This window comes from Vibrio sp. A1-1, from assembly GCF_021728175.1.
In the GTDB taxonomy this organism is placed as follows: domain Bacteria; phylum Pseudomonadota; class Gammaproteobacteria; order Enterobacterales; family Vibrionaceae; genus Vibrio; species Vibrio diabolicus.
Map to the genome: position 1 here is coordinate 591,513 of NZ_JAKKCL010000001.1, position 26,192 is coordinate 617,704.

Sequence of the window (26,192 nt, forward strand, 5' to 3'; positions counted from 1 at the left end):
CAGTGATCTCGCGTTCGGAAAAAACAAAAGGTTATATATCACTCAAATAGAGTATGAATCTTCTTAATTTTCACATGTCAATCAAGTCTGACACTTCCATACAAAATGTGACATTCGTAGCAACTATTCCATAATAAAAAACACTGTTTTATACTCCCACTACCCATAATTTATAAACAAACAAAAAGTATGTTTCGCAAACTGTCTTCCAACAGCGCTTGGCTGATTGCTTTTTTTGCTTGCTTTGCAGTGTATCTGTCGATCGCTTGTTATCCTTTTGTGTTGTCTAACAATCAGAATGAACCACTAACCTTGTTGCAAGGTTACTATTTAGTTTCGACTCAATATGGCTGGCTGGGCTTGATCGCTCTTCCATTTATGTTGTTGAGTTTATTGCTCTCTTTTCTACCGACTCGAGCATTCAAAGGCATCGTGATCGCTATTGCGATCTGTCTATTGATCATGTTTAAAGTCGATATCCTCGTTTTTCAGCAATACAAACTTCACATCAACGCTCTATTAATCCGTATGTTTTTCGAAGGTGGCGGTGATGTCTTCGATATTTCGTGGATGAGTTGGCTTATCTTCGTCAGTGAAGTTGCCGTTCTGGTGATCGGGCTCGCCTGTACCGTTTGGGTAAGTAATAAACTGGCACAAAGCCGAGCTAAGTTCGTTTTGATCAGCGTCTGGTTTGCTGTATTGGTCAGCACACAGATGATTCATGCGTACAAAAACGCGCTTTACGACGATGAAGTCAGTCAGTTTTCGAATAACTGGCCACTTTACTACCCGCTGACGGCTCGTAAATTTATTTACAAACACGACCTAGTGGATGAGAACATTGCATCGAAGAACCGCGTAGAGTTAACCAATATTGAACGTAGCTCACTCAACTACCCGCTTGCACCCATTCAAGTGCAAAGCAAAGAGAATCAGCCCAATGTTTTGTTTATCTTGGTTGACGCGTGGCGCTACAGTGATGCGACGCCGGAAGTCATGCCAAATGTCAGCAAGTTCGCCGAAAAAACGGTGAATTTCACACAACATATGAGCGGCGGCAACTCAACTCAAGCGGGTATTTTCAGCCTGTTTTACAGCTTGCCAGCGACCTACTGGGAAAGCTTTTACGCAAGCCAACGCTCTCCTGTTTTTATGGATACGCTGCAAGCAGAAGGCTACCGCATGGGCATTTTTGGCTCGGCACCGCTCACCAGCCCGCCACTTTCTCGCACGGTATTCAAAAAAGTGTCGGACTTGACCTTGAAACAAACTGGGGAAACAGCTGTCGAGCGCGATCAGCAGATAACAGACAAGTTCATCGAGTTCCAAAAGCAGGACAGCGATAAGCCGTACTTTGGTTTTCTGTTCTACGATGCCGCCCACGGCACAGTATTTCCCGAACCTGAATTTGCGAAATTCAAACCATACTGGGAACGCGTTGACCACATTTTGCTCAACAACGATTTTGACGCTTCGCTTTACCACAATCGATACAAGAACTCGTTGTACTACATCGATAGCTTGATTGGCGATGTGCTGAAAAACGTCGACTTAGACAATACCATTGTGGTGATTTCATCTGATCATGGTGAAGAGTTTAATGACCATAAGATGAACTATTGGGGCCACACGGGTAACTACAGTGACGTACAAGTGCATGTGCCTCTTTACGTGTACATGCCAAATCGTCAACCAGAGCAAATTAATTACCGCACGACCCATTTTGACGTCGTGCCAACCATGATGAATACGCTGTTTGACGTTCAAGGCACAACGAGTTCATACAGTGTTGGTCATAACTTATTTGATAGCTCTGCCCCTCGCGATTGGTATATTGCTGGCAGCTACTACAACTATGCATTGGTCGGCAAAGAACTGATGCTTGTGGTCAATCCTGGCGGGCACTCTCAGCAACTGAATCGCCAATTAAAAGTCGAGAAAAAACAGAAAGTTCCTGTCGATATCATTCGTCATTCTCTGGATGAGATGTCGCGATTTTACAAAAAAGGCTAGCGTCCAACATCGACGCCGATTGAAATAAAAAAGCCTCTTGGTTGTAAGACCAAGAGGCTTTTTCCTCTCTGCTATTTAAGCGTGATGAGCGTGCATCAAGCGTGGCTGAATCAATAAGTTGTTGATGTATTGTAAAGCCACATAAGAGACAACAAATGTTGCCACAATCAACTCAAGACCAGCTAAGCCTCGCACTTGTTGAACATAGTGCGCAGCCAATCCTTGCAACTCCATCCAATTCGCCATTTTAAACAGCGCCGTCGCACCGATCACCATCGGGAAAGTGAACGCCGCATAGCCTGGGCTAAATGGCAGTCTAAGCAATTTAAAGAATGCGAGGTAAATGATGGCTGTCATCAATACCGCGATACCAAATAGCATAGCGATGATCACCGGTGATGGTGTCGCAGTGACCGTTAAGTACCCTGCCAATGATAGACTTGCTGGCGCTGCCATGATTGCCATTGTTGGTTTCGCTGCATCCGGAATTTCATGGGTAAACATGAAACGGTAAATCATCATCGGCAACATGATCGCGTACGCCACCATACCAAACATCAATGCACCTTGTGCCACTGGTGCTAACATCGGGTTGCCAGAGAAAGACACATCCGCAACGATGATACCCACTGGCGGTACAAACCAACTAGGAACCATGTGGTGCAATTCAAAATCTTTGGCGCGATGGTAAACAAAGCTCACCAAGAACACGATGTGCAGAACCACTGCAATCAGCCAAAGTACATCACCAGCCAATGGGTAAAAATGGCCTAGAGAGTTCGATACCACCATAGTGCCCATCGCAAATGTCGGAACCACGCTGCCCACAACCGGATGAGCAAGATCTTCTCTCAATAGATGGTTATGTAGCAAAAACTTGGTTGCCAATATAACCAACAATACGCTCGCAATACCCGCACTAATCCACTGTCCGTAGCCATGTAATTCGGCGAAGTTTTCCCAACTCCAGCCTAAGCTTGCAATACCAAGAGCCAAACCCGCCATCGGAGTTGGTGCTCCCATTACTTTTGCTTTTGTTCTTTGAATCATGATGACCTCAACCAGACTCACTCTTGATGGAGCGTATAATACGCTTGCACTTCGTTCCGATATATCTAATTATTTAAAACAAACGTTCAAAATTACTTAACGGTGGGGTATGGCAAGTCACATTTCTCTTAAACAACTGAAAGTGTTTACGACGATCACGCAACACAAAACGCTCACAGCAGCTTCTGATAGTCTCTTTTTATCAAAAGCCGCTGTGAGCATGGCACTCTCAGAATTAGAAAAGCAGATCGGCCATCACTTGTTTGATCGTGTTAATAACCGACTGATTTTGAACCAAGAAGGTCAAAAGCTACTGCCACTGGCGGATGAGTTACTCAACCGAGCCAAAGACATCGAGAGCATTTTCGATGGTGACCAAGCGCTATCGGGCCAACTTCGCATTGGTGCCAGCGACACCATTGGCAACCAAGTTGCGCCCTATTTGCTTAGCGAATTTCGTCAGCAAACGAACCATCGTTCTCAAAGCCTGTTCATTTCTAACTCTGCACAAATCTGCGACATGCTGACCGATTACGAGTTAGACATTGCCCTCATTGAGGGTAAAACTCTTCATCCTGAATTGCAGTCCACCCAGTTTAGCGAAGATGAAATGTGCGTGATTTGCGCGCCAGATTCCCCAGCCGCGCACGAAGGGCCAGTAAACTTAACCGAGCTAGAAAACAGCGAATGGATATTGCGAGAGGCGGGGTCTGGTTCACGCGAATTCTTTATGCGCGTTGTCGCGCCGCGCTTGGAACATTGGCATGAAGCTTTTCAGCTCAATACCACCGAAGCGTTGATCAACTCAGTATCTGCTGGGCTGGGCTTAGGTTGCTTGTCACGTTTGTCTGCAGAACCTGCTATTCGTGACGGCCGCGTAAAACTGCTCGACATGCCTTTAGATATGAAACGTCGCTTCTGGTTACTGGTTCATAAAGAGAAATATCAAAGCCCATTGCTCAAAACGTTTATCGAATTTTGCCAAGATTGGGAACGACCAAATAATCTTTATCTAGAGAATACGCCCTCCAAGTGAAACGGAGATAGTTTAAATGCTGGTCAGTTAGTTGTACGTGTCTCTCATTCTTAGGCTTGTCACTAGACTTAACTGGTCAAAAACTGTATAAAAAGCCAGTATCAATACACCAAGTTAGGGGACCAACCATGGCTGTAATCGTCAAGTACGTGGTAGAACGCAATGGAGAAGAGAAAATGACTTTTACCTCTAAAGCGGAAGCTGACGCATACGATAAAATGCTAGACATGGCAGACGAACTATTCACGCTGCTAGGTAAAAGTGAACTTCTAGAAGACGAAGGTAAGCAAGAAGATCTTGCGATGTACCTCGCTCAAAACAAAGAAGAAGTGCTTTACGCACTGGGTGCAAAACGCAAACCGGCACCAAAGAAAGCAAAAAAGCTTGAATCTGTAGAAGAAGACAAGCAAGAAGACGCTGCATAAGCCTCTCATTTGTTAAAGAAACGCCGCATCATGTGGCGTTTTTTGTATCTGAAGGCACACATCATCATGGAAAGATCGCCCTTTCTTTCGAGCACAGATACGACAAATCGCCTTCTTTCATTTCAACAAACACCCGCTAATTGACCACCTCACAACCACATTTCTCATCAGACAGACATATCTCCCAAAAGACAAAAGGTATCCATCTACGGACTTTCTCCATTTCCCCTCTTTAAACTCCCTAGCACTCTCATTATGATGACTGACAACTTAATTATTTCTTGTCAGTGAACAGACGAGACACAAGACTCAACACATGGAGATCAACTATGGCTTTCTTTTCTCTAGCCTTTGGTACAGCGACTAAAAACCGCGATGGCAAAATCATTGAAGCGTTTTTTCCAAACCCAGTTCTTAACCCAAGCGACGCACTTGTTAACGCACTAGCAGCAGTAGCAGGTTACGAACAAGGCAACCAAGCTATCGAGATCTCTGCTGCACAAAGCGCAGAACTTGCGGCGGCTTTCGAAGCAAACGGCGATGCAGCAAACGCATCTTTCGCAACCAAAGCAGCAGAATCAGCACAGCCGCTTGTACTGGTTATCCTAGCTACGGATGAACAACCACAATCTGTTGCTGAAGGCTTCCTAAAACTTCAACTTATCTCCAACCGTCTAGTTAAGCCACACGGCACAGTACTGGATGGCATCTTCGGTCTACTACACAACATCGCATGGACTAACGAAGGCCCAATCGACCTACCTGAGCTGGCTGAGCGTCAAATCGAAGCTCGCCTAGCTGGCCGTACGCTAAGCGTAGATTGCGTAGACAAGTTCCCTAAAATGGTGGACTACGTGGTACCAACTGGTGTTCGTATCGCAGACACTTCTCGCGTACGTCTTGGCGCACACGTTGGCGAAGGCACAACGGTAATGCACGAAGGCTTCATCAACTTCAACGCGGGTACAACAGGCGTGAGCATGGTTGAAGGTCGTATCTCTGCTGGCGTAGTGGTTGGTAACGGCTCTGACATCGGCGGCGGCGCATCTATCATGGGTACGCTATCTGGCGGCGGCAAAGTTGTGGTTTCTATCGGTGAAAACTCTCTACTAGGCGCAAACGCAGGTCTTGGCTTCCCAATGGGTGACCGTTGTACTATCGAATCAGGTCTGTACGTGACCGCTGGCTCTAAAGTACTCATGCTAGATTCTGACGGTCAAGAAGTCGAAGTGGTGAAAGCACGCGATCTTGCTGGTGTTTCTGACCTACTGTTCCGTCGTAACTCTGTAACAGGTCAAATCGAGTGTCTTGCAAACAAGAGCGCGGTTGAACTGAACAGCGAACTGCATAAAAACAACTAATAAATAGTTAAGAAAAATCCCCCAGCAGGAAACTGTTGGGGGATTTTTTAGCTTAAAGCAAAATTCGTGAGTGCTGGTTACTGATTTAAAAAGCTGACCGCTTTATCTGGGAAGTCAGTAAACAAACCATCCACCTTCACTTGGTTGTAGTACACATCCATCATGCCTTCAAAGCTGTCCGTGTACGCTGGAATGCGTCCTGGATCGGCGCGGAACGTGTATGGATGCACTTGCAAGCCAGCGTCTTTTGCAGCCTTCATCAACGGCTTAATGATGATGTTGTCTTTGGTTGACTTATCATCCACCAGCATCGGCTTCCAAGGTCCAATACCTTCGGCGTAACTCGCCACTTTCTTCATGCCGTCGGCTTCGAACATCCAATCATAGCTGTATGGCGTTGCTGTATCGCCTTTGTACACCATAGTTTCGTTCCAATCGGTGTAAGCCATGAGCTGAACGAGCTTTAAATCCATGTCCATTGCGGGCATCAACTCACTGTTAATGCGTTGCAGTTCGTTCGCATCAAAACACTGCAGGTAAACTTTATCGTCTTGCGAGTCGTAACCGTACTGCTTCAAGACTTTAAGCACCGCTTTAGAAATGTCCTTACCTTCATGACGATGGAACCAAGGCGCTTTAATTTCTGGGTAAATACCGATATCGTAACCCAACGTCTTGTTAAGTCCTTGGATTAGCTCAATCTCTTCAGCAAACGTCGGCACGGTAAAATCCGATTTCCACATTGGGAATCGTGTCGGATAACCAGCGACCTTATTACCTTTGTCATCGATATTAAAGCCTTCAGTTACTCGCAAGGATTTGATTTCCGCCAGTGTGAAATCAATCGCGTAGTAGCGACCGTCTTTACGTGCACGATCAGGAAAACGTTCCGCAACATCCGTTACACGATCGAGATAATGGTCATGCAACACTACCAACTGGTCGTCTTTCGTCATTACCACATCTTGCTCTATGTAGTCAGGTTTCATTGCGTAAGCAAGCGCTTTGGCTTCTAGCGTGTGTTCAGGCAAGTAACCCGATGCGCCACGGTGTGCAATTACAAGTGGTTTTGCAATCGCACCAGCTGAGAGGCTAAGTGCTAAAAAAGTAAGACATACTGACTTTGTTTTCATTGTTATTTCCTTGATAAAGCGAAGAGGCAGTATTCCACTGCCTCTTTAAATAAATATTACGCTAGCGCTTCCTTTTCGCGCTCTTTTTGCTCGTGGTGCGCACGCTCACCTAAGAAGGCGTACATCAAACACACAATAGAAGTAATACAAGAACCCACTAAGATGATAAAGCCACCATCCCAGCCAAAGTGGTCTACCGTGTAACCCAGAATCGCGTTTGCAGCCACCGCACCACCTAAGTATCCAAATAAACCAGTAAGACCAGCAGCAGTACCGGCGGCTTTCTTCGGAGCGAGTTCAAGTGCGTACAAGCCAATCAGCATAACCGGACCATAGATTAGGAAGCCAATTGCAATCAGCGCCATCATGTCCACCATTGGGTTACCAGCAGGGTTAAACCAGTAAACCATCACTGCAACGGTCACTAACACCATAAATAAGATGCCAGCAGGTGCACGACGACCTTTGAACAATTTGTCTGAAATCCAACCACACAATAATGTGCCTGGAATGCCGGCCCATTCGTATAAGAAGTAAGCCCATGACGATTTATCTACCGAGAAATCCTTCGCTTCTTTTAGATAAACAGGTGCCCAGTCCAGTACGCCGTAGCGAATTAGGTAAACAAATGCGTTTGCAATTGCAATCGACCAAAGCAGCTTGTTGTTGAATACATACTTAAAGAAGATTTCCTTGGCTGTCATTTCTTGTTCGTGCGACTTGTCATAGTCATCAGGATAATCGTCTTTATACTCTTCGATCGGTGGCAAACCACAAGATTGAGGCGTATCGCGAACCGTCATCCAAACAAACACAGCAACCAACGTGGCGAAAAATGCAGGAACATAAAATGCAGTGCGCCAATCATCGTTAAATGCCCACAGGCCAAGAATAAATAGTGGACCAATCAAACCGCCACCCACGTTGTGTGCCACGTTCCAAACCGAAACGATCTCACCACGCTCTTTACGTGACCACCAGTGCACCATGGTTCGTCCACATGCGGGCCACCCCATGCCTTGGAACCAACCGTTCAAGAAAAGCAAAATGAACATCGCAGTGACGCTGCCAGTCGCCCATGGCATAAAGCCAAAGCAAAACATCACTAATGCAGACATCAGTAGGCCGCCACTAAGGAAATAGCGAGGGTTGGAGCGGTCAGAAACGCTGCCCATTAGAAATTTAGAGAGACCATATGCAATGGAAACAGCTGCCAGCGCGACACCTAAGTCACCGCGGCTAAAGCCTTGCTCGATAAGATAAGGCATCGCCAAACTGAAGTTTTTACGAACCAAATAGTAACCGGCGTAACCAACAAATATACCGATAAAGAGTTGCCAACGGAGGCGAGAGTAGGTGCTATCGATACTGCCTGGGGACAGACGATCAATGTGCGCCTTAGGTTTGAATATTCCAAACATAGGAACCTCATTATTTTGTATGCGATGGTAAAAAACACAAAAGGAGCGAACGAAACAAAAAAATCTTCGTTCGAAAGTTCATGAATTGTATTGAGTTAGGATTTTATTTCTGTGACAAATGTTGCACATGAATTAAATATAAGTAAATACAGTAAATTAGAGCGCATTAATTAGACCATCGTTCAACTTTACTCATAATTAGTTAATATGAAACTGATGTTTCAACCTCTCATTTGAGCATTCCAATTCGAAACCAATGAAACAAAGGCTCGAATAAGAACACAAATTAACCGTAAAAAGGGTGTTTCACATCCATCCTTGTTACGCGAAACCACTAAATAACTAAAAAGATGAAAAATGTTCGCGCTTAGTATCAAACGAAATAACAAAACTAATGTTATCTGAACTCAAACCTAGACAGTGATTCACGAACACAAGACATAAACCGCGTTTATTTTCCTCTCCATTTTCATAATTAACACTAATTTGGATAACAAGTTCCTCTCGAGATATAAACATAGCAACGCATTTTCTTATATCACCGCTAGTCCTTGATGTACTTGACCTCACCTTACCTCTTTAGGGTTAATTACTACGCAAAATCTGAGTAATAAATCCCCAAGCACGTAGCAGCTTCACAAAACTCCTCTTACCAGTTGTGCATTCTTTTTCACATCGGTAATTTGAGCGCTTCCAAAACACACTTCGTAGTAAAGAAATTCTTTTCGTTGTTTTCTTTTTCGATTAAAAGATGCGCCATTTAACAAAAACGAAGACTTTGATTAACAATTTTATGCTCAAACGCTCATTTTTAACGCGCGTTTGTTTTCGCAAACGTTTATATGTGCACAATAGTATCGTGCTAGACAGGCAAAAATGATCAAAGGACTTTTAACATGACAACGAACAAACACCCCTCTCTGCTCGGAGAATGTTTGGCCGAGTTTATCGGTACAGGACTACTTATCTTCTTCGGCGTAGGCTGTGTCGCAGCCTTAGTTCTAACAGGCGCATCATTTGGACAATGGGAAATCAGTATTGTATGGGGCCTAGGTGTCGCCATCGCTATTTACTGTACTGCCGGCGTTTCAGGCGCGCACATCAACCCAGCGGTAACCATCGCACTCGCTATGTTCCATGGTTTTGATAAGGCGAAAGTGGTGCCATACATCATCGCCCAAATGCTTGGCGCATTCTGCTCTGCTGCGTTGGTTTACAGCTTATACAGCAACCTTTTCACCGACTACGAAATCGCACATAACTTCGTCCGCAGTAGCCAAGATGCACTAGCAACCGCTGGTATCTTCTCAACCTATCCACATGCTTCCCTCTCTTTCTTTGGCGCTTTTGCTGTGGAATTCGTTATCACTGCCGTGCTGATGTTTGCGATTTTGGCTTTGGGCGATGAAAATAACGGCGCTGCACGAGGTGCAATGAACCCGCTGTTAATCGGTATTTTGATTGCCGTGATCGGTGGTTCTCTTGGTCCACTAACTGGCTTCGCGATGAACCCTGCGCGCGACTTTGGACCGAAACTGTTCGCTTACTTCGCAGGCTGGGATTACGCTCTGACAGGAGCTAAAGACATTCCTTACTTTATCGTGCCTTTACTTGCTCCGATTGCAGGTGCGTGTTTTGGTGGTTGGTTGTATCCAAAAGCGATTGCGGCTTACCTTCCACAACAAGGCCACGGCTGTACAATTCCAAACCAATGTGAGACGGAAGAAGAAACAGAAGAAGCTAGAGCTTAAAACTGACGCAACTCGAACATTTACTAAAATATAAATAACGAAACAAAAGGATTCTTACCATGACTGAGCAAAAATACATTGTTGCCCTAGACCAAGGTACGACAAGCTCTCGCGCAGTAATTCTTGATCATGACGCGAACATCGTAAGCGTCGCACAGCGCGAATTTACTCAGATCTATCCAGAGGCAGGTTGGGTAGAACATGACCCAATGGAAATCTGGGCAACACAAAGCTCTACGTTGGTAGAAGCTCTAGCTAAGTCTGGCATCCGTAGCGACCAATTGGCGGCTATCGGTATTACTAACCAGCGTGAAACCACCATCGTCTGGAATAAAGAAACAGGCAAACCCGTTTACAATGCGATCGTATGGCAATGTCGCCGTACTGCTGACATCTGTGAAGATTTAAAAGCGCGTGGTCTAGAAAACTACGTACGTGACAACACAGGTTTGGTGCTTGACCCTTACTTCTCTGGCACTAAAGTGAAATGGATTCTGGACAACGTTGAAGGCGCGCGCGAAGACGCAGAAGCAGGCAAGCTGTTGTTCGGTACCGTCGATACTTGGTTAGTTTGGAAGATGACTCAAGGCCGCGTTCACGTTACCGACTACACTAACGCATCGCGTACAATGCTATTTAACATCAACGATCTATGTTGGGATCAGAAAATGTTAGATGAGCTTGGTATCCCAGCATCTATGATGCCAGAAGTAAAACGTTCATCGGAAGTTTACGGTAAGACCAACATTGGTGGTAAAGGTGGTACTCGTATTCCTATTTCTGGTATTGCTGGTGACCAACAAGCTGCGCTTTACGGCCAAATGTGTGTTGAAGCGGGTCAGGCGAAAAACACTTACGGCACGGGTTGTTTCTTGCTAATGAATACGGGCCAAGAAAAAGTCACTTCGACGCACGGCCTACTGACAACTTTGGCTTGTGGTCCGAAAGGTGAGCCTGCTTATGCACTTGAAGGTGCCGTATTCATGGGTGGTGCTTCTATCCAATGGCTACGTGATGAATTAAAAATCCTAAACGGTGCAGAAGACTCTGAATACTTCGCAACCAAAGTGGATACCTCAAACGGCGTTTATGTCGTGCCTGCCTTTACTGGTTTAGGCGCACCATACTGGGATGCCTACGCACGTGGCACGATTGTCGGCCTTACTCGCGGTGTGAACTCAAACCACATTATCCGTGCAACTTTGGAAGGCATCGCTTACCAAACTCGTGACGTACTGGATGCGATGCAAGCCGACTCAGGTATTAAACTTGCGAATCTTCGCGTCGATGGCGGTGCGGTAGCGAACAACTTCCTAATGCAGTTCCAATCAGATGTATTGAATACAGAAGTACACCGCCCTCAGGTAACAGAGGTTACCGCTCTTGGTGCAGCCTACCTTGCAGGCCTTGCCGTGGGTTACTGGGACAGCATTGACGAGTTGCAGAATAAAGCGGTGCTTGATCGCACCTTTGAGCCGCACGATGATGAAGAAAAGCGCAATCGTCGTTACAAGGGTTGGAAACGCGCAGTGAAATGTGCGCAAACCTGGTCTGAGCTTCACGACGAAGAAGATTAATCTCACCTCCATACGAAAAAAGAGCGCCATTTGTGCGCTCTTTTTTGCGCTTTGCCCCTGATTCCTGAACTCGCTTACTTCTCACAACGCGCAAATTCGAGCACAATAGAGCTTCGAATTTGAAGCATTGGCCGTTACCAATGCACAAGGGAGTGGTAAGTGAAGCAAATACCTCGACACCAACAGATTGTTGAGTTGGTGAAAAAACAAGGCTATGTCAGCACGGATGAGTTGGTAGAAAGATTCAATGTCAGCCCACAAACCATCCGACGCGATCTCAATGAACTCGCCGACGACAACAAAATTCGTCGTTATCACGGTGGTGCAACCATCCCTCTCAGTTCTGAAAACACATCTTACAACACGCGTAAAGCGCTCAACTTCAATGAAAAAGATGTCATTGCAGACGAGGTGGTCAAGCACATTCCTGATGGCGCGACCCTATTTATTGATATCGGCACCACACCAGAAGCGGTTGCGCGAGCGCTCAATAAAAACCATAAACAGCTACGCGTGGTTACCAACAATATCAACGTGGCAACCATTCTCTTCCCCAACCCAGAGATCAAAGTCATCTTAGCAGGCGGTGAAGTTCGAAGTCGCGATGGCGGCATTGTTGGAGAAGCCACTCTCGACTTCGTTAAACAGTTCCGTCTCGACTTTGGCATTCTTGGCATCAGTGGTATCGACTTTGATGGCTCGCTATTAGACTTTGATTACCACGAAGTAAGAGTCAAACAAGCGATCATCGACAACAGCCGTAGTGTATTTCTTGCCGTCGACCACACCAAGTTCGGGCGCAATGCCATGGTGAAGCTAGGCAATATCGCTCAGCTCAACATGATCTTTACCAACAAGCAGCCACCAGAAGAAATCTTGTCGATTTTAAAAGAAGCTTCAATTCCACTTGAAGTCGTTGAAGCGAACGAGACAAACTTCGAAAACGAGTAGTTTCAATCATTAATTTGCCTCTCAAATGACCTCTGTCTTAATTAGGCAGAGGTTTTTTTGTGCCTAAATCACACAAAACGCTCACAAACGAAAATAATAGATGATCACAAACGAAACCTAAGCTAGGATTAGATCATGTTCTAAAATGCTCGTTCGCTCACCAAGAGGTCAAATTTATGAGTATACAAAAAAATGCTTCCACTACTAGCTCATCCACTACCTTAGACTTGATCGTAATTGGTGGCGGCATTAACGGGGCTGGTATTGCGGCAGACGCAGCTGGCCGCGGTTTGAGTGTTGGCTTATACGAAGCAAGTGACTTTGCGTCCGCTACTTCTTCGGCAAGTTCTAAACTGATCCACGGCGGTTTACGCTACCTTGAACACTACGAGTTTCGTTTGGTTTCGGAAGCGCTCGCAGAGCGTGAAGTTATTCTTCGCAAAGCGCCTCACGTTGCCCTACCAATGCGTTTCCGTTTGCCTCATCGCCCATTCCTACGTCCAGCTTGGATGATTCGCTGTGGTCTGTTCCTTTACGATAACTTGGGTAAACGTACGACTCTGCCAGGCAGCAAAACCGTCAACTTAGCGAAATCGGGCTTGCTAAAACCAGAAATGAAAACCGGTTTCGAATACTCTGACTGTTGGGTTGATGACGCGCGTTTAGTATTACTTAACGTTCTGGCTGCTCGTGAAAACCATGCAGAAGTACGTAACTACTGCCGCGTAGAAAAAGCACACCGTGAAGGTGGTATCTGGCATGTCACAATTCATGACGTGATGACAGACCAACGTTTCGAACGCAAAGCAAAAGCACTAGTAAACGCAGCTGGCCCTTGGGTAAAACAGTTCTTTGATGATGGATTAGAGCAAGCCTCTCCTCGTAACATTCGCTTAATCAAAGGCTCGCACATCGTTGTTCCTCGTATCCACAACGAACCGCAAGCCTACATTCTTCAAAACAAAGACAACCGCATCGTATTTATGATTCCTTACTTAGATAAGTTCTCAATCATTGGTACAACAGATGTGGAATACAAAGGTGACCCACGCGAAGTGGCAATCTCAGATGACGAAGTCGATTACCTCATCGACATCGTAAACCAACACTTTGTCCACCAGTTGACTCGCGAAGATGTGGTTTGGACATACAGCGGTGTTCGTCCTTTATGTGACGATGAATCTGACTCTCCGCAAGCGATCACACGAGACTACACGCTAGAACTCGATGCGGAATACGACCATGCACCTCTGCTTTCTGTCTTTGGTGGTAAGCTGACGACCTACCGTAAGCTGGGTGAAGCGGCAATGAAAAAGCTGGCTCCTTTCCTACCAGAGATGGGAAGCGACTGGACGGCAAATCAAACCCTACCTGGTGGTAACTTCAGCTGTAGTCGTGAACAATTAGCTAAACAAATTCATGCTAAATACGCTTGGGCGCCAGAAGCATTGATTCTTCGTTACGTGACACAATTTGGTACCCAAACGTGGAACTTAATGGAAGGCACAGCAAGCGAAGCTGACCTTGGACACGCGTTCTCATCGCAAGCCGGCGGTGTTTACCAACGTGAGATCGACTACTTAATGAACCATGAAATGGCAATGACCGATGAAGACATTTTGTGGCGTCGTACCAAGCTTGGTCTGTACATGAACGACGAAGAAAAGCTGGCTTTATCGGACTATTTAAAAGAAAAGCTACAGCAGAAAGTGGTTAATCTTTCTCAAGTTGGCTAACTGCTCCTCTCCACCCCACTAGAAAGCCTGCCTCGCTGCAGGCTTTTTTATTTTGCTGTTTTTACACCACACTTTGGCTTGCTTCACTTGATTACAAATAAGAGCAACTATTCATAGACATTTAGCGTTAAATGCAATCATACTCATTTGAATAATTATCCCTGAATAACTTCATGGCGCTGGGTTCAGAACGTTATCACTGATGCACTTCCCGGAAAAAATGCAGTGGAAGAACAGGCTCTTTCCGAGTTATTTGGGGAAAGGCTCAGACAAGGAAAAGAAAATGGGTTTTATGATTGAACATTGGGATTTTTCAACCCCAGAAGCAACTCAGCAATCCACAACGGCGGAGCAGATTCAAGCCAAACATTGGTACCATTGTGAACGGCTGCATCCCGATATTCGTGGCTGGCTAGAGCAAAACCAAGTACCACGTGCCACTGTTGATCACCTGTTAGCCGACGAAAGCCGACCGTCTTTCCACCCTTTGGATGACGAGAACTTCATGTTGATTTTACGAGGCGTCAATATGAATGGCGATGCTTCACCAGAAGACATGCTCAGTATTCGAATTCTCTATTTTCAAGGCGCACTGATTTCAACACGTAAGATCCCATCGCGTGCCATCATGGAAATTCGTCAAGCCTTGGCGGAACACAAAGGTCCGAAAAGCCTTGCTGGTTTACTTCATCAGATTATTGAAGGATTAAATAGCAAAATAGACGTTTACCTTGATACGATTGAAGAGACGTTAAACCAGTTTGATGTGAATGATGAATCGACGTACAAGCATATGGCGACTCAAAAAGCGCTTATTTCCATCAAACGTTTTATTCGCCCTCAGCAATATGCTATTCGTGATCTCGTTGAATCAGAGTCCGAGTTGGTGGCTTTAAGGCCCCATCAATATCGCTTCGCCCACAATAATATTACGCGCATAAATGAAACACTTGAGTTTTATCTTGGAGAAGTCGCTCTCTTTCAAGAAGAAATCAAACATCATCGTGACGAGAAAACTAATAAAAACAGTTATCTATTTACCTTGGTGGCGACTATTTTCTTGCCAACCAGCTTCCTAACAGGTTTGCTTGGCATCAACATTGGCGGTATGCCAGGCGTGGAATCCGCCATGGCGTTCACCTGGTTCTGTATCGCTTTAATTGTCATCTTTGCTCTAGAGTGGTGGCTATTCAAACGTTTGGGGTTCACGAATAAAACGGACAACGAAGACGAATAAGCGCTAATCCTATAAAGAACAAAAATCAAAAGAGGAGCGCGCGACTCCTCTTTCTCTACTCACATTAGAGCCCTATCCGGGATGACCATCAACGCGAGGGGTAATAAGCATCACGCCAAAGCGCCACACAAACAGGCCAAATGCGACAATCCATAACCCGCCGCTGATATCAATCCACAGCATCATATTGGCAGGATCAAATATCACGGCAAAACTGCGAACCAAAGCTGCCGCAGTAATCGCCGCAAACGCAAAGCTCATGTTCGGACCTTTGTAGATCATGCGACCAGTATGTCCCATCGTCACGCGCGCGATCATCGCCAAAATCAAACCGCCTAATGCACCTATCGCAAACAGGTGAATCAGGTTATGGCTAGCAAATGCGTCTCCCCAAGCACCTCGTAAAATTAAGCTTAGTGGCAAACACAAATACGCAGCATGCAGCGACCACACTAAAGGCTCGCTCAGGGTTAACCAAGGTTTCCAGCGAACAAAACGCACCAACTGAGCAACTCCTGCAAACAGCATCAACGGATTGCCTAATTCTGCAAACGTCACAGGGAAAAAGCTCAGCACAAATAGCATTACCAACGGCAAGTTCGCGAACCATTCTAACCAAGCCAGTGGTTGCGCTTTTTCGAAATTAAATCGACGCGCAGTAAAGAATGGAATCACACGTCCGCCCATGACCGACAATAACAGCGTAAACCACCACAACATCGCCTGCCATACAGCAGAAGAGCTAAACGGCGGCATGCCTTTTATTGTTGCGTAGCTTGCAAAGTTCGCAAAAATGGCCAAAAGAAACAGCGGTACAAAAAACAGATTACGCCAACCTTTGGCTCGATAAACACGAATGCCTACCTCATAGGCAACAAACAACAAAAATACCGCTTCAATGCTGCTGGTTAACCATAACGGCGCTGACGTCCAAAGCAATATTCGGGGCGCGAGCCATAAGCCAAATAAGACTAAAAGCGTGTAATGCTTGGTGCCATTAATGCCAGTCCAGTTTTGTACCGCAGTCAGTACAAAACCAACCACAATCGCCATCGAAAAGCCGAACAACATTTCATGAACGTGCCACCATAATGCCGGTACAGTTAATGCGTTTGGCTGTCCGCTCTGGAACATCCACACCCACAACGCGATCGCAACAATGGCGTAAATCGACCCAAACAGAAAAAACGGCCGAAAGCCTAATCGCAGCCATGCGGGGATTTTTTCTTCCACTTTTTTATCGGTGATATTCAGCATTATCTTGCCCTCAAGCGTCTCTTGATGCTGGTTAACTCAACTACAATATTGATGCTACCACAAACATGCATAAAAAATACATGTTAAGAGTTAAGATTATACTTAAGAGGTAAAGTTGTGCTTCAGAGGAGGGTTAGGTATAAACGGTGAGAGACACAACCATCAGTTAAGGGATGCAACGACAATGTACATATTTGGCTATGGCAGTTTGATTAATTCTGCGTCACGTAAGTTAACCGGACAAACGGGAGAAGCCATTCCCGTCATTGCTCATGGACTGGTGCGCTACTGGGGAAAGATTGATGACAGCTATACTCTGTCTCCTCTGGTTGTGAACCAAGGCGATGGGCAGGTCAACGGCGTTTTACTCGAAGTGAATGAAGAAGCTCTCGCAGAATTCGATCGCCGTGAGCGTGGTTATCATCGTATTCAAATTCAGCCAGATCAAATCGAATCGGACGCGAACTTTAACCAAGAACATAGCATCTGGGTTTACGTAAAAGACGAGCCATTACCACCGTGCGTAAAAAGCCCAATCATGCAAAGCTATGTCGATACCGTGCTAGCAGGTTGCTTAGAAGTATCTCATGCGTTTGCAGAGCATTTTGTGCGTCACACCATTGGCTGGCAACACGCAAAAGAAAATGACCGCCATCAACCCAAATACGGCAACCTTGCAGGCGTGCAAGAGCACCATTATGAGTTGATTGATAATCTGATTGCCCAAAAATCGTAGCTCAATCCCATCTGTAAAAACAGCTCTAAACTAAGAGCTGTTTTTACAATAGAGCGACCAGTGAACTGATTAAACAATTCTCACCCCAGTCGGCATCGCTCTTTCTGGCGTTAGCAACACACTTTCGGATTCATCATCCGTTTCTGCGCACAACAACATACATTCTGAGGTTTCACCGCGCATTTTGGCTTTGGCAAGATTACACAACACGACCACTTGTTTGCCCATCAACTCTTCCTCGGTGTAATAAGGTACTAGGCTGGTTACGGTTTGCAGTGTTTTTTCACCAATATCAATTTGCACAATGTACAGCTTGTCTGCATTTTGATGACGAGCCACTTCAATGATTTTTCCGGTACGAATTTCCAGTTTGGCAAAATCTGAGTAAGCGATAGTTTCCATAATTAAAACCTCAGTAAAGTTTTACTAAAAAGATAACGTTTACACTATCAGTAAGCTTAATAAATACAAGTGGTAAAGATCTCATTTCCGAAAGCAAATCCCCTATCAAATTGCACTTATTACACAATGGGTGTTTAATACTTCCAGTCAAAATTTTTAGCCACTAAAGGTTCTATATGGCAACGATCAAGGATGTCGCGAAAGAAGCCGGTGTTTCGGTCGCAACGGTTTCTCGCGTGATCAACAAGTCCCCAAAAGCCAGTCAATCATCGGTAGAGTCGGTCACCAAAGCAATGAGCAAATTGGGTTACAGACCCAATGCCGCAGCTCGTGCACTGGTGAGCCAAAGCACAAATACCATGGGTGTGTTGGTGAGTGATGTGTCCGATCCTTTCTTCGGCACGCTGGTCAAATCCGTCGATAATATCGCGCGCGAAAATGGCAAACATATCTTGATTGGCAACGGTTACCATAATCCAGAAGATGAACGTCAAGCTCTAGAATTACTGATCAACAGCCGTTGCGATGCAATAGTCATCCACTCGAAAGGCTTATCTGATGAGGAGCTAATTGGCTACGCCCAAGAAGTAAAAGGTATGGTGCTTATCAATCGTCATATCCCAGAGCTTGCTGAGCGCTGTATTTCCCTTGATAACCGCAAAGGAGCATTCCTCGCGACAGAATATTTAATTCGTCACGGGCATCGCAAAATCGCTTGCATTGCCTCATCCCACGATATCGAAGATACCGATGAACGCTTGCAAGGTTACCAAGCCGCATTGAAAGAACATGGTATTGAACTCTCCAAAAGCTACATCGAATACGGTGAACCCAACAGTGATGGTGGCGAAGTTGCGATGACCAACCTGTTAACCAAATCTTTGGAGATTACTGGAGTGGTGGCCTACAACGACTACATGGCCGCTGGCGCATTGGCAGCGTTAGATCAAAATGGCATTGACGTACCAAGTAAGGTTTCTATGGTCGGGTTCGATGATGGCTTGATCGCCCGCTTTGTTCACCCTAGCTTGACTACTATTCGCTACCCAATCGAGATGATGGCAGAACGCGCCGCCCGTTTGGCTTTGATGCTGTCTCGTGACGAAAAAGTTGAAGATGAAACCATTATTTTTAGCCCAACTTTAGTACGAAGAAACTCTGTCGAGCGTTGTTGATGTATGCGTTAAATGTTAGCGCGAAGCATTAACTAAAACATGTAATGGCGCAGATGAAAGGCCAAACAAGCAATTAATCTGTGCTAGATATAGTTCGGCAGTCGCTATCGCATCATTTAGTGCGTTATGGGCTTGATATGTTGGTAGGTTGAGTTCCTTTCGAATTGAACTTAACCGCCAGTCAGACCGAGTAGGTCTCAGTTGGGAGCGATATTGCTCGATTTTTAATGTATCTAACCATATTAATGGCAACTTCAAATTCTGGTACTTTACCTTGATGTATTGCTCTAAAAACCTCTGCTCCATAATGCAGCCATGTGCAACAAGAATTTTACCAGCAATTACATCCAGCAACTGAGTGAAAGCAGCTTGTTCTGAAATCCCCGATACATGCAACGTTTCAGGCCTAATATGGTGAACTTTGACTGACTCATGACAAATATCAATTGCATGATTAATGAAGACATGACGTGCACTATTTAGACGAATATTGCTGTTTCGAATTTCTACCCATCCAATACTGATTACTCTATCTACTTCAGGATTAAATCCTGTCGTTTCAAAGTCCAAGACTAACGTGTCTAACTCTCTAGCATCCGATAAAGCGCCAGGTAGAGGCGTATTTCCTATAGAGTTAAATACATCTGGCAAGCTAGATTTTTCTAGTTCTCTGCGCACCTGTTCTAGATGTTCAATTGACTGGAATGAGTAGCCAAACATACTAAGAGCCAAATTTCATTTTTAACGTGTCTTGATAACCGCGTATTATGCGAAAAGCATCTTTGAGGTGTTGTCTTTCAAAGCTGCCAAAATGCTCAGGAAATATAGCATTCGTTACTGGCTTTCCACCTTGTAAGCATTGCAGCTGATGTGAGTAACGTAATTGCGTTACATAACGATAAGTCCCTATCAAGTCTTGATGTGAAGTGCTATTAATCAATCCTGTATCATACGCAAAATCGAATCTTTCTTCCGTTGACAACATTCCTCCGCCTTTATGAAGAGCATAAATTCTAGCGATATCGACCAACAGACCAACCGCAGACTTTTTAATATTCAGCGATTTCTCGTTGTGACCATTGTTTTCTAACACTAAGTTATTGAATATCCCTAGTGGTGGACGGTGTGATATTAAATTTCTAACTAAGGCTGCGATTAAATGAGGGTTATTTTTGGTACACCGCTCGCGTTCACTATTTAGTTCATCAAATAGTGACCTATCCCCGGAAATAAAGCGCACTTCAAGAAAGACATTAAGATTTAGTAACATATTGTATTCTGGATTGTTTGCCCATTTTCTGTAGAGCTGCTTCCAGATGAATAATGGCTGATTCCACGTTGGTGTAGCCGCCATAAAACGCCCATTACACAAAGGGTACCCGCATTCCGCTAATCCTTTACATATATACATAGCAAAATGTCGAAAATAAATTCGGTCACTTTCTGTTGCTGAGTCATCAAGTACTAAAGCGTTATCTTGATCAGAACCTAAGTGAACCTCTCCTCTCGCATGCGAACCCGCCGCTAACCAAGCATAATTACAAGGAGGTAAACCCACGTTTCTTTCTGCTAATTTAATCAATCGACAGGTAAAGGCATCATAAATCATCATTAAAACTTGCCCAACTACATTGGCTGGCAAATGCGATTCTATCATCGCCTCAAACACTGCCTGACGTTCTTTTACTAACAATGAAAGCGACTCTAAGCTATTACACTTACTGATTTTTTCAATCAAAAAAACAGCCTGGATGCCATGCCTCTGAACTAACTCTTGAGGGCTAATCAAACCTAAAACTTGTTTATTTTTGTCAAGAACAGGGATGTTACGAATATTGTGTTTCATCATCAGATTGAACACAGAAATCACGGGCTCATTTTGGTCAACACTCTGAGGATGAGCGTTCATAATATCCTCAACAGGTCTATAGATATTAAACGCCTCAGCAACCACTCTACTTGTCATGTCAGTCTCGGTAACCACTCCAACCAATGCATTGTCATTGGTAACCAAGGCACAAGTGCAGCCTTTTTTACTCATGATTTGTGCCACTTGCTGGATACTTTGGTTTTTATGCACCACCACAACATTATGATTGGCTAAATCTTTAGCCCTTTTAAAAAACAGGCTTTTTTCTGCTTGTGAATACTGTGCATTAATACTTGAAGTGAGACGTTGACTTGCACGGATTGCAAGCTGGTTAACAACATTTTTAAAATTCGAAACTTCTTTTAGTAAGAACGCATAATTAATTTTATATATTAAACAATTTTCAATGGTTTTTACTTTATATTTATCCTGTTCTAAATTAAATCCAAATACATCATTTTCGCCTAATCTAGCTCTTAATTCACCATTAGGAAATCTCTGTTCGATAACTCCAGATCGAATAATATATAAATTTTTTCCTTCAGGCATAACTAAGGAGACGCTCTCTCCCTTTCCCCAATAAACAATATCTGTGTTCGTAGCGATAGCATCAAGAACATGGTCAGGAAGTAAATGAAATGGCTCTATCGTTTTAAAAAAAGAAACGACATTTGGCAGCAAGGTTGAATCCATATGACACTCTTTTAATTAGAAAAACTCCGCTCAAAAAAGAGCGGAGTATAATAAAGAATGGTTTTACCAGAACAATGTATATAACACTGCCAAAACAATCATTATGCCGTAAGAAGCGATATTAAAGCTTCGATCTGTTACAAACATCGATGATGTAACACTAATACCTTTAGGATCATCATCATTAATTGATGTGCTCAAACTTGTAAATGCGATAACAACCATTGTAAACAATAATGTGTATAGCATTTGATCCATAAATGGCATGGAAAGTGGCATAAATTTTAAGAACAAGGCAAATGGTATTGATGCTACTACACCAATAATAGCCCCTTTACTGGTTGTTTTCTTCCAGAATAAGCCAAGTAAGAATACAGCCAAAATTCCAGGGCTAACTAAACCTGTATATTCTTGGATGTATTGGAATGCTTGGCCAATACCACCTAACATTGGAGCAATTAGGCAGGCAATAATTAGTGCCACCACAGCAGCAGTACGCCCAACATTCACCAACTTGTGGTCACCTGAATCAGGAGAGATATACTCTTTGTAAATATCCATAGTGAAGATAGTGGCTGTTGAGTTAAGCATTGATGCTAGTGAAGAAACAATTGCAGCAGCAAGAGCCGCAAAAACAACACCTTTAACACCAACAGGCAAGAACTGAGTTAGCCAAGGGTATGCTTTATCCGCATGAGCAGCACTTGGAAGGTTTGTTGCTGCAATATCACCAAGGCTTGCCATTAGTTGTGGGTCCGAAGTAATAACGTAAGCGGCAATACCTGGCAATACCACGAGAAACGGAACGATAAGTTTCAAAAATGCTGCAAAAACAATACCTTTCTGAGCTTCCGATACTGATTTTGCAGCAAGCGTTCTTTGAATAATGTACTGGTTAAAGCCCCAGTAATATAAGTTTGCTACCCAAAGACCACCAATTAATACGGCAATACCAGGAAGGTTCATGTATTGTGGATTACTTTGATCCAAGATCATCTCAAAGTGGCCTGGAGCGGCATCGACCATTTTAGACAACCCAGCGAACCAACCGTCCGTACCACCAATAAAACTCACTGCCATGTAGGTAGTCATAAAACCACCCAAAACTAAGAAGAACACTTGGATGACATCGGTCCATACTACTGCCGATAAACCACCGTAAATTGAGTACACCAACGCAAACAGAGCAAGACCTAGAATTGAGTACATCAACGGAATACCCAAAATGGTTTCGAGAGCCAAACCACCTAAATACAGTACTGAAGTTAGGTTTACAAAAATGTACAAGGAAATCCAAAAAACGGCCAAAATTGTTTTTAGTTTTTTATTGAAGCGTTTTTCAACAAATTCAGGAATGGTATAGATTCCTTTTTCAATGAAAATAGGTAGAAAGTACTTACCAACAATAATCAATGTTATTGCCGACATCCATTCATAAGATGCGATAGCCAAGCCGATTGAATAGCCTGAACCAGACATTCCTATAAATTGTTCCGCAGAAATATTTGCAGCAATTAGCGAAGCACCGACAGCCCACCAAGGCAAAGATTTTCCCGCCAAGAAATAATCTTCCGTACTTTTCTGAGTGCCTTTTTTATCACGAGATACCCAAAGTCCGACCCCAATGATAATTGCGACATAAATGGCGAAGACCATTATGTCGATAAAGCTTAGACCATGTTCTATATTCGACATCAGTTTCATCCTGTAGTTTTGTTTACGCCGCAAAGTGTAAACGTTACCACTCAAATGAAATGCAACTCAAATCACACATATTGATACATATTACGCTAAAAACCTTATAACGAGCTAAAGATCACAAATATTAAGAGAAATGTCATTTAATTAAAACTCTCTAAAATTAACAAAAATGTAAACGATAACAATGAAGGTAAAACGAAGAGTAATAAGTAGGAAATTACGGGGATCATCCACCGTACAGTATTGTGTCGAAAGTGAGGTAAGTGATTTAAACTTCCTAGTAAAAATACATATCAAAAACAAAAAAGGTGGGCATGTAAGCCCACCATAACACCCAAAGTCGTTGGAGTTGCAGCATCGCTGCCGCTGCAAGTTCAAAGGGCAGAAGTGCTATCTAAAATTCAAACTGATAAGTAGTTTGATGCTGATAGCAATCCCCAGAGATCAACACCCCATTGTTGAGTCCCCATTCTGGTTTGTTTGGCCCGTCTGGAAAGTATTGCGTTTCCAATGCTAGGCCGTCATAGCGTTCGTAAGTTTTACTTGCACCTGGCGTACCGGCTAAGAAATTCCCTGAATAAAACTGGATGGCAGGTTTGGTGGTTTTCACCTTCATCACCACATCTTCTTTTGGTGCAATTACAACCGCAGCGACAGACACGCCATCAGTCACTTCAGGCATGAAGACAAAGGCGTGATCGTAGCCACCAGCAGTTTTCTGATCTTGCTCTGCAAGAAATTCTTGGCCAATCGATTTTGGCTCGGTGAAGTCGAAACTGGTACCCGAAACTGGCTTTTGTTCACCGGAAGGAATTAACCCCGCATCCGTTGGCAAGTAATACCCAGCGTTAAGCTGTAAAGTATGATCCAAACTTTTCGCGCGGCTCGCCTCACCAGCCAAGTTAAAGTAGGCGTGATTGGTTAAATTCACTGGAGATGTTTTGTCGGTCTTAGCATCATAGGCGATAGCTAATTCATTCTCATCAGTGAGCGTGTACGTCACCTTCACATCGAGATTTCCCGGATAGCCTTGGTCACCGTCCGGGGAGCGAAGTGAAAAAGTGACCTGTTGATCATTTTGCTCTTCAACCTTCCAGCGGCGTTTATCAAACCCTTCCAGCCCACCGTGCAGTGAGTTTTCACCGTTATTGATACCAAGTTGATACTTCTCTCCGTCTATCTCAAACTGCCCTTTCGCAATTCGGTTAGCAAAGCGGCCAACAATGGAACCGAAGTAAGCGTCTTGCTTCATGTGTTCAGCCATATTTGGTGAGCGCAACAACACTTCACGGTTTTCACCATTTACCGCTAATGTGCAACTCAACCACGTCGCACCAATATCCATAAACGACGCTGTCATACCATTCGCGTTGGTCAAATGAATCAGATTCGCAGTTTGGCCATCAAACGACGGCGTTTGCGCCATCGCTTGTTCTAGTTGTTGAAAATAGGCTTTCATCATCATTCCTTACAGCACTTCAACCAAGCCAGCACCATTTTTGGGTTGGCAGACATAAATCGACTCTTTTAAGCCCGTAGCCGCTTGGTACTTCGCTTCAACTGCCGCTTTCACGTCATCAACCAGTGCTGGCGGTACAAGTGCCACGATGCAGCCACCAAAGCCACCGCCAGTCATGCGCACGCCGCCTTGATCGCCGATCACCTCTTTGACTATCTCCACCAGCGTATCGATTTCTTTTACCGTGATTTCGAAATCATCGCGCATCGATGCATGAGACTCGGCCATCAACTCACCCATGCGCTTCATGTCGTGTGCTCGTAGCGCTTGCGCCGCTTCCACAGTACGATCATTTTCTGTGATGACGTGACGAGCACGCTTGGCCACCATTTCATCCAGCTCAGCGACTTTCTCGTTGAACTGCTCAATCGTCACATCACGCAAAGCTTTCACACCGAAAATGCGCGCCGCTTCTTCACATTGCTGACGACGAGTGTTGTATTCACTGTCGACCAAACCACGTTTTTTATTCGAGTTGATGATCACGACTGCCATCTCTTCTGGCATGGAAACCGATTCCGTTTCTAGGCTACGGCAGTCCAATAGCATCGCGTGATTTTCACGCCCTTCCGCTGAAATCATTTGGTCCATGATGCCGCAGTTACAACCGACGAATTCGTTCTCAGCTTGCTGGCCGTTTAGCGCAATTTCCGCTTGGCTGATTTCTAGATTGAACAGCACTTTAAACGTTTGACCGATCACCACTTCCAATGCCGCCGATGAGCTCAAACCCGCGCCTTGAGGTACGTTGCCGCTGACTGAAATATCCGCCCCAGTAAACTGGTAGCCACGCGCCAGAAGACACTTCACCACGCCGCGAATGTAGTTCGCCCACATTTTGTCTTGCTGGAAGGTAATGGCTTGCGTGATATCGAATTCGTCCATTGCGTTACCGTAATCGACCGATACCACACGCACGATATTGTCTTCACGCTTTGCCGCCGCCACGACCGTTTGGTAGTTAATGGCACACGGTAGGACAAAACCATCGTTGTAATCGGTGTGCTCACCAATCAAGTTCACACGACCAGGCGCTTGGATAATATGGCTAGGTGCGTAGCCCAACACTTGCTCAAATGACGCTTTCACATTTTGGATAAGTTCAGACATAGGGACGTTCTCTTAAAATAGTAATTTGTGTGGGATAG

At 44.6% G+C, this 26,192-nt stretch carries 21 protein-coding genes; 11 read left to right on the forward strand and 10 right to left on the reverse strand.

The window, feature by feature from the left end:
- Window positions 1-189: 189 nt before the first annotated feature.
- The gene (locus tag L3V30_RS02765) at window positions 190-2,013 is read left to right on the forward strand and encodes a DUF3413 domain-containing protein (protein WP_237308273.1); all 1,824 of its coding nucleotides are present in this window, start codon (window positions 190-192) and stop codon (window positions 2,011-2,013) included.
- A gap of 75 nt (window positions 2,014-2,088) precedes the next feature.
- Here the strand turns inward: L3V30_RS02765 and L3V30_RS02770 are convergent, their stop codons facing one another.
- The gene (locus tag L3V30_RS02770) at window positions 2,089-3,063 is read right to left on the reverse strand and encodes a TDT family transporter (protein WP_025533968.1); all 975 of its coding nucleotides are present in this window, start codon (window positions 3,061-3,063) and stop codon (window positions 2,089-2,091) included.
- A gap of 109 nt (window positions 3,064-3,172) precedes the next feature.
- On the opposite strand from L3V30_RS02770, the gene L3V30_RS02775 reads away from it, so the two are divergent.
- The 3 genes from L3V30_RS02775 to dapD all read left to right on the forward strand — a co-directional run bounded on the left by L3V30_RS02775 (window position 3,173) and on the right by dapD (window position 5,885).
- Entirely contained in the window at window positions 3,173-4,099 is a 927-nt protein-coding gene (locus L3V30_RS02775; protein WP_134647125.1) for a LysR substrate-binding domain-containing protein, read from the forward strand.
- A 128-nt stretch (window positions 4,100-4,227) separates the two neighbouring features.
- Window positions 4,228-4,524, forward strand: a complete 297-nt coding sequence (locus L3V30_RS02780; RefSeq protein WP_041852896.1) for a YebG family protein — start codon at window positions 4,228-4,230, stop codon at window positions 4,522-4,524.
- Between the two features lie 329 nt (window positions 4,525-4,853).
- Entirely contained in the window at window positions 4,854-5,885 is a 1,032-nt protein-coding gene (dapD, locus tag L3V30_RS02785) for a 2,3,4,5-tetrahydropyridine-2,6-dicarboxylate N-succinyltransferase (RefSeq protein WP_237308274.1), read from the forward strand.
- A gap of 77 nt (window positions 5,886-5,962) precedes the next feature.
- Here dapD and glpQ read toward each other — a convergent pair whose 3' ends face one another.
- A complete protein-coding gene (glpQ, locus tag L3V30_RS02790) occupies window positions 5,963-7,018 on the reverse strand; it encodes a glycerophosphodiester phosphodiesterase (protein ID WP_068864588.1) in 1,056 nt (351 codons plus the stop codon).
- 56 nt (window positions 7,019-7,074) lie between these two features.
- The gene (gene glpT / locus L3V30_RS02795) at window positions 7,075-8,439 is read right to left on the reverse strand and encodes a glycerol-3-phosphate transporter (RefSeq protein WP_006742417.1); all 1,365 of its coding nucleotides are present in this window, start codon (window positions 8,437-8,439) and stop codon (window positions 7,075-7,077) included.
- 896 nt (window positions 8,440-9,335) lie between these two features.
- Here glpT and L3V30_RS02800 point away from each other — a divergent pair.
- The 5 genes from L3V30_RS02800 (at window position 9,336) to L3V30_RS02820 (ending at window position 15,691) form a co-directional block, all read left to right on the forward strand.
- Window positions 9,336-10,190 carry an MIP/aquaporin family protein gene (locus L3V30_RS02800; RefSeq protein ID WP_046875005.1) on the forward strand — a complete coding sequence of 285 codons (855 nt, stop codon included), beginning with the start codon at window positions 9,336-9,338 and terminating at the stop codon, window positions 10,188-10,190.
- Window positions 10,191-10,249: 59 nt separating this feature from the next.
- Complete coding sequence (gene glpK / locus L3V30_RS02805; RefSeq protein ID WP_006742415.1) at window positions 10,250-11,767, forward strand: glycerol kinase GlpK; 1,518 nt, start codon at window positions 10,250-10,252, stop codon at window positions 11,765-11,767.
- A gap of 159 nt (window positions 11,768-11,926) precedes the next feature.
- Window positions 11,927-12,718, forward strand: coding sequence for a DeoR/GlpR family transcriptional regulator (locus L3V30_RS02810; RefSeq protein ID WP_006742414.1), 792 nt, complete (start codon window positions 11,927-11,929; stop codon window positions 12,716-12,718).
- Between the two features lie 176 nt (window positions 12,719-12,894).
- Entirely contained in the window at window positions 12,895-14,454 is a 1,560-nt protein-coding gene (gene glpD / locus L3V30_RS02815; RefSeq protein ID WP_006742413.1) for a glycerol-3-phosphate dehydrogenase, read from the forward strand.
- A gap of 283 nt (window positions 14,455-14,737) precedes the next feature.
- A complete protein-coding gene (locus L3V30_RS02820; RefSeq protein ID WP_237308275.1) occupies window positions 14,738-15,691 on the forward strand; it encodes a CorA family divalent cation transporter in 954 nt (317 codons plus the stop codon).
- Between the two features lie 72 nt (window positions 15,692-15,763).
- Here the strand turns inward: L3V30_RS02820 and L3V30_RS02825 are convergent, their stop codons facing one another.
- Complete coding sequence (locus L3V30_RS02825) at window positions 15,764-16,948, reverse strand: NnrS family protein (RefSeq protein ID WP_114323573.1); 1,185 nt, start codon at window positions 16,946-16,948, stop codon at window positions 15,764-15,766.
- A 184-nt stretch (window positions 16,949-17,132) separates the two neighbouring features.
- Here L3V30_RS02825 and L3V30_RS02830 point away from each other — a divergent pair, with 184 nt between their 5' ends.
- A complete protein-coding gene (locus tag L3V30_RS02830) occupies window positions 17,133-17,684 on the forward strand; it encodes a gamma-glutamylcyclotransferase family protein (protein ID WP_237308276.1) in 552 nt (183 codons plus the stop codon).
- 69 nt (window positions 17,685-17,753) lie between these two features.
- Here the strand turns inward: L3V30_RS02830 and L3V30_RS02835 are convergent, their stop codons facing one another.
- Complete coding sequence (locus L3V30_RS02835; protein ID WP_005494151.1) at window positions 17,754-18,086, reverse strand: tRNA-binding protein; 333 nt, start codon at window positions 18,084-18,086, stop codon at window positions 17,754-17,756.
- Between the two features lie 176 nt (window positions 18,087-18,262).
- Between L3V30_RS02835 and L3V30_RS02840 the strand changes: the two genes are divergently transcribed.
- A complete protein-coding gene (locus tag L3V30_RS02840) occupies window positions 18,263-19,261 on the forward strand; it encodes a substrate-binding domain-containing protein (RefSeq protein WP_237308277.1) in 999 nt (332 codons plus the stop codon).
- 15 nt (window positions 19,262-19,276) lie between these two features.
- Here the strand turns inward: L3V30_RS02840 and L3V30_RS02845 are convergent, their stop codons facing one another.
- From L3V30_RS02845 to galK, 5 genes are all read right to left on the reverse strand, one after another.
- On the reverse strand, window positions 19,277-19,981 hold the full coding sequence (locus tag L3V30_RS02845) for a 3'-5' exonuclease (RefSeq protein WP_237308278.1): 705 nt from the start codon (window positions 19,979-19,981) through the stop codon (window positions 19,277-19,279).
- Between the two features lies 1 nt (window position 19,982).
- Window positions 19,983-21,824 carry a DUF294 nucleotidyltransferase-like domain-containing protein gene (locus tag L3V30_RS02850; protein WP_237308279.1) on the reverse strand — a complete coding sequence of 614 codons (1,842 nt, stop codon included), beginning with the start codon at window positions 21,822-21,824 and terminating at the stop codon, window positions 19,983-19,985.
- 63 nt (window positions 21,825-21,887) lie between these two features.
- Entirely contained in the window at window positions 21,888-23,519 is a 1,632-nt protein-coding gene (locus L3V30_RS02855; RefSeq protein WP_074191734.1) for a sodium/sugar symporter, read from the reverse strand.
- A gap of 400 nt (window positions 23,520-23,919) precedes the next feature.
- Complete coding sequence (gene galM, locus L3V30_RS02860) at window positions 23,920-24,984, reverse strand: galactose-1-epimerase (protein WP_237308280.1); 1,065 nt, start codon at window positions 24,982-24,984, stop codon at window positions 23,920-23,922.
- A 9-nt stretch (window positions 24,985-24,993) separates the two neighbouring features.
- Entirely contained in the window at window positions 24,994-26,154 is a 1,161-nt protein-coding gene (gene galK, locus L3V30_RS02865; RefSeq protein ID WP_237308281.1) for a galactokinase, read from the reverse strand.
- Window positions 26,155-26,192: the final 38 nt, after the last annotated feature.

Coding starts and splice junctions, on each gene's coding strand:
- L3V30_RS02835 (WP_005494151.1), bottom strand. CDS start 18,086: ATGGAAACTATCGCTTACTCAGATTTTGCCAAACTGGAAATTCGTACC.
- dapD (WP_237308274.1), top strand. CDS start 4,854: ATGGCTTTCTTTTCTCTAGCCTTTGGTACAGCGACTAAAAACCGCGAT.
- L3V30_RS02845 (WP_237308278.1), bottom strand. CDS start 19,981: ATGTTTGGCTACTCATTCCAGTCAATTGAACATCTAGAACAGGTGCGC.
- L3V30_RS02800 (WP_046875005.1), top strand. CDS start 9,336: ATGACAACGAACAAACACCCCTCTCTGCTCGGAGAATGTTTGGCCGAG.
- L3V30_RS02830 (WP_237308276.1), top strand. CDS start 17,133: ATGTACATATTTGGCTATGGCAGTTTGATTAATTCTGCGTCACGTAAG.
- glpD (WP_006742413.1), top strand. CDS start 12,895: ATGAGTATACAAAAAAATGCTTCCACTACTAGCTCATCCACTACCTTA.
- glpQ (WP_068864588.1), bottom strand. CDS start 7,018: ATGAAAACAAAGTCAGTATGTCTTACTTTTTTAGCACTTAGCCTCTCA.
- glpT (WP_006742417.1), bottom strand. CDS start 8,439: ATGTTTGGAATATTCAAACCTAAGGCGCACATTGATCGTCTGTCCCCA.
- L3V30_RS02765 (WP_237308273.1), top strand. CDS start 190: ATGTTTCGCAAACTGTCTTCCAACAGCGCTTGGCTGATTGCTTTTTTT.
- L3V30_RS02855 (WP_074191734.1), bottom strand. CDS start 23,519: ATGTCGAATATAGAACATGGTCTAAGCTTTATCGACATAATGGTCTTC.
- glpK (WP_006742415.1), top strand. CDS start 10,250: ATGACTGAGCAAAAATACATTGTTGCCCTAGACCAAGGTACGACAAGC.
- L3V30_RS02770 (WP_025533968.1), bottom strand. CDS start 3,063: ATGATTCAAAGAACAAAAGCAAAAGTAATGGGAGCACCAACTCCGATG.
- L3V30_RS02850 (WP_237308279.1), bottom strand. CDS start 21,824: ATGGATTCAACCTTGCTGCCAAATGTCGTTTCTTTTTTTAAAACGATA.
- L3V30_RS02780 (WP_041852896.1), top strand. CDS start 4,228: ATGGCTGTAATCGTCAAGTACGTGGTAGAACGCAATGGAGAAGAGAAA.
- galK (WP_237308281.1), bottom strand. CDS start 26,154: ATGTCTGAACTTATCCAAAATGTGAAAGCGTCATTTGAGCAAGTGTTG.
- L3V30_RS02820 (WP_237308275.1), top strand. CDS start 14,738: ATGGGTTTTATGATTGAACATTGGGATTTTTCAACCCCAGAAGCAACT.
- L3V30_RS02840 (WP_237308277.1), top strand. CDS start 18,263: ATGGCAACGATCAAGGATGTCGCGAAAGAAGCCGGTGTTTCGGTCGCA.
- L3V30_RS02775 (WP_134647125.1), top strand. CDS start 3,173: ATGGCAAGTCACATTTCTCTTAAACAACTGAAAGTGTTTACGACGATC.
- galM (WP_237308280.1), bottom strand. CDS start 24,984: ATGAAAGCCTATTTTCAACAACTAGAACAAGCGATGGCGCAAACGCCG.
- L3V30_RS02825 (WP_114323573.1), bottom strand. CDS start 16,948: ATGCTGAATATCACCGATAAAAAAGTGGAAGAAAAAATCCCCGCATGG.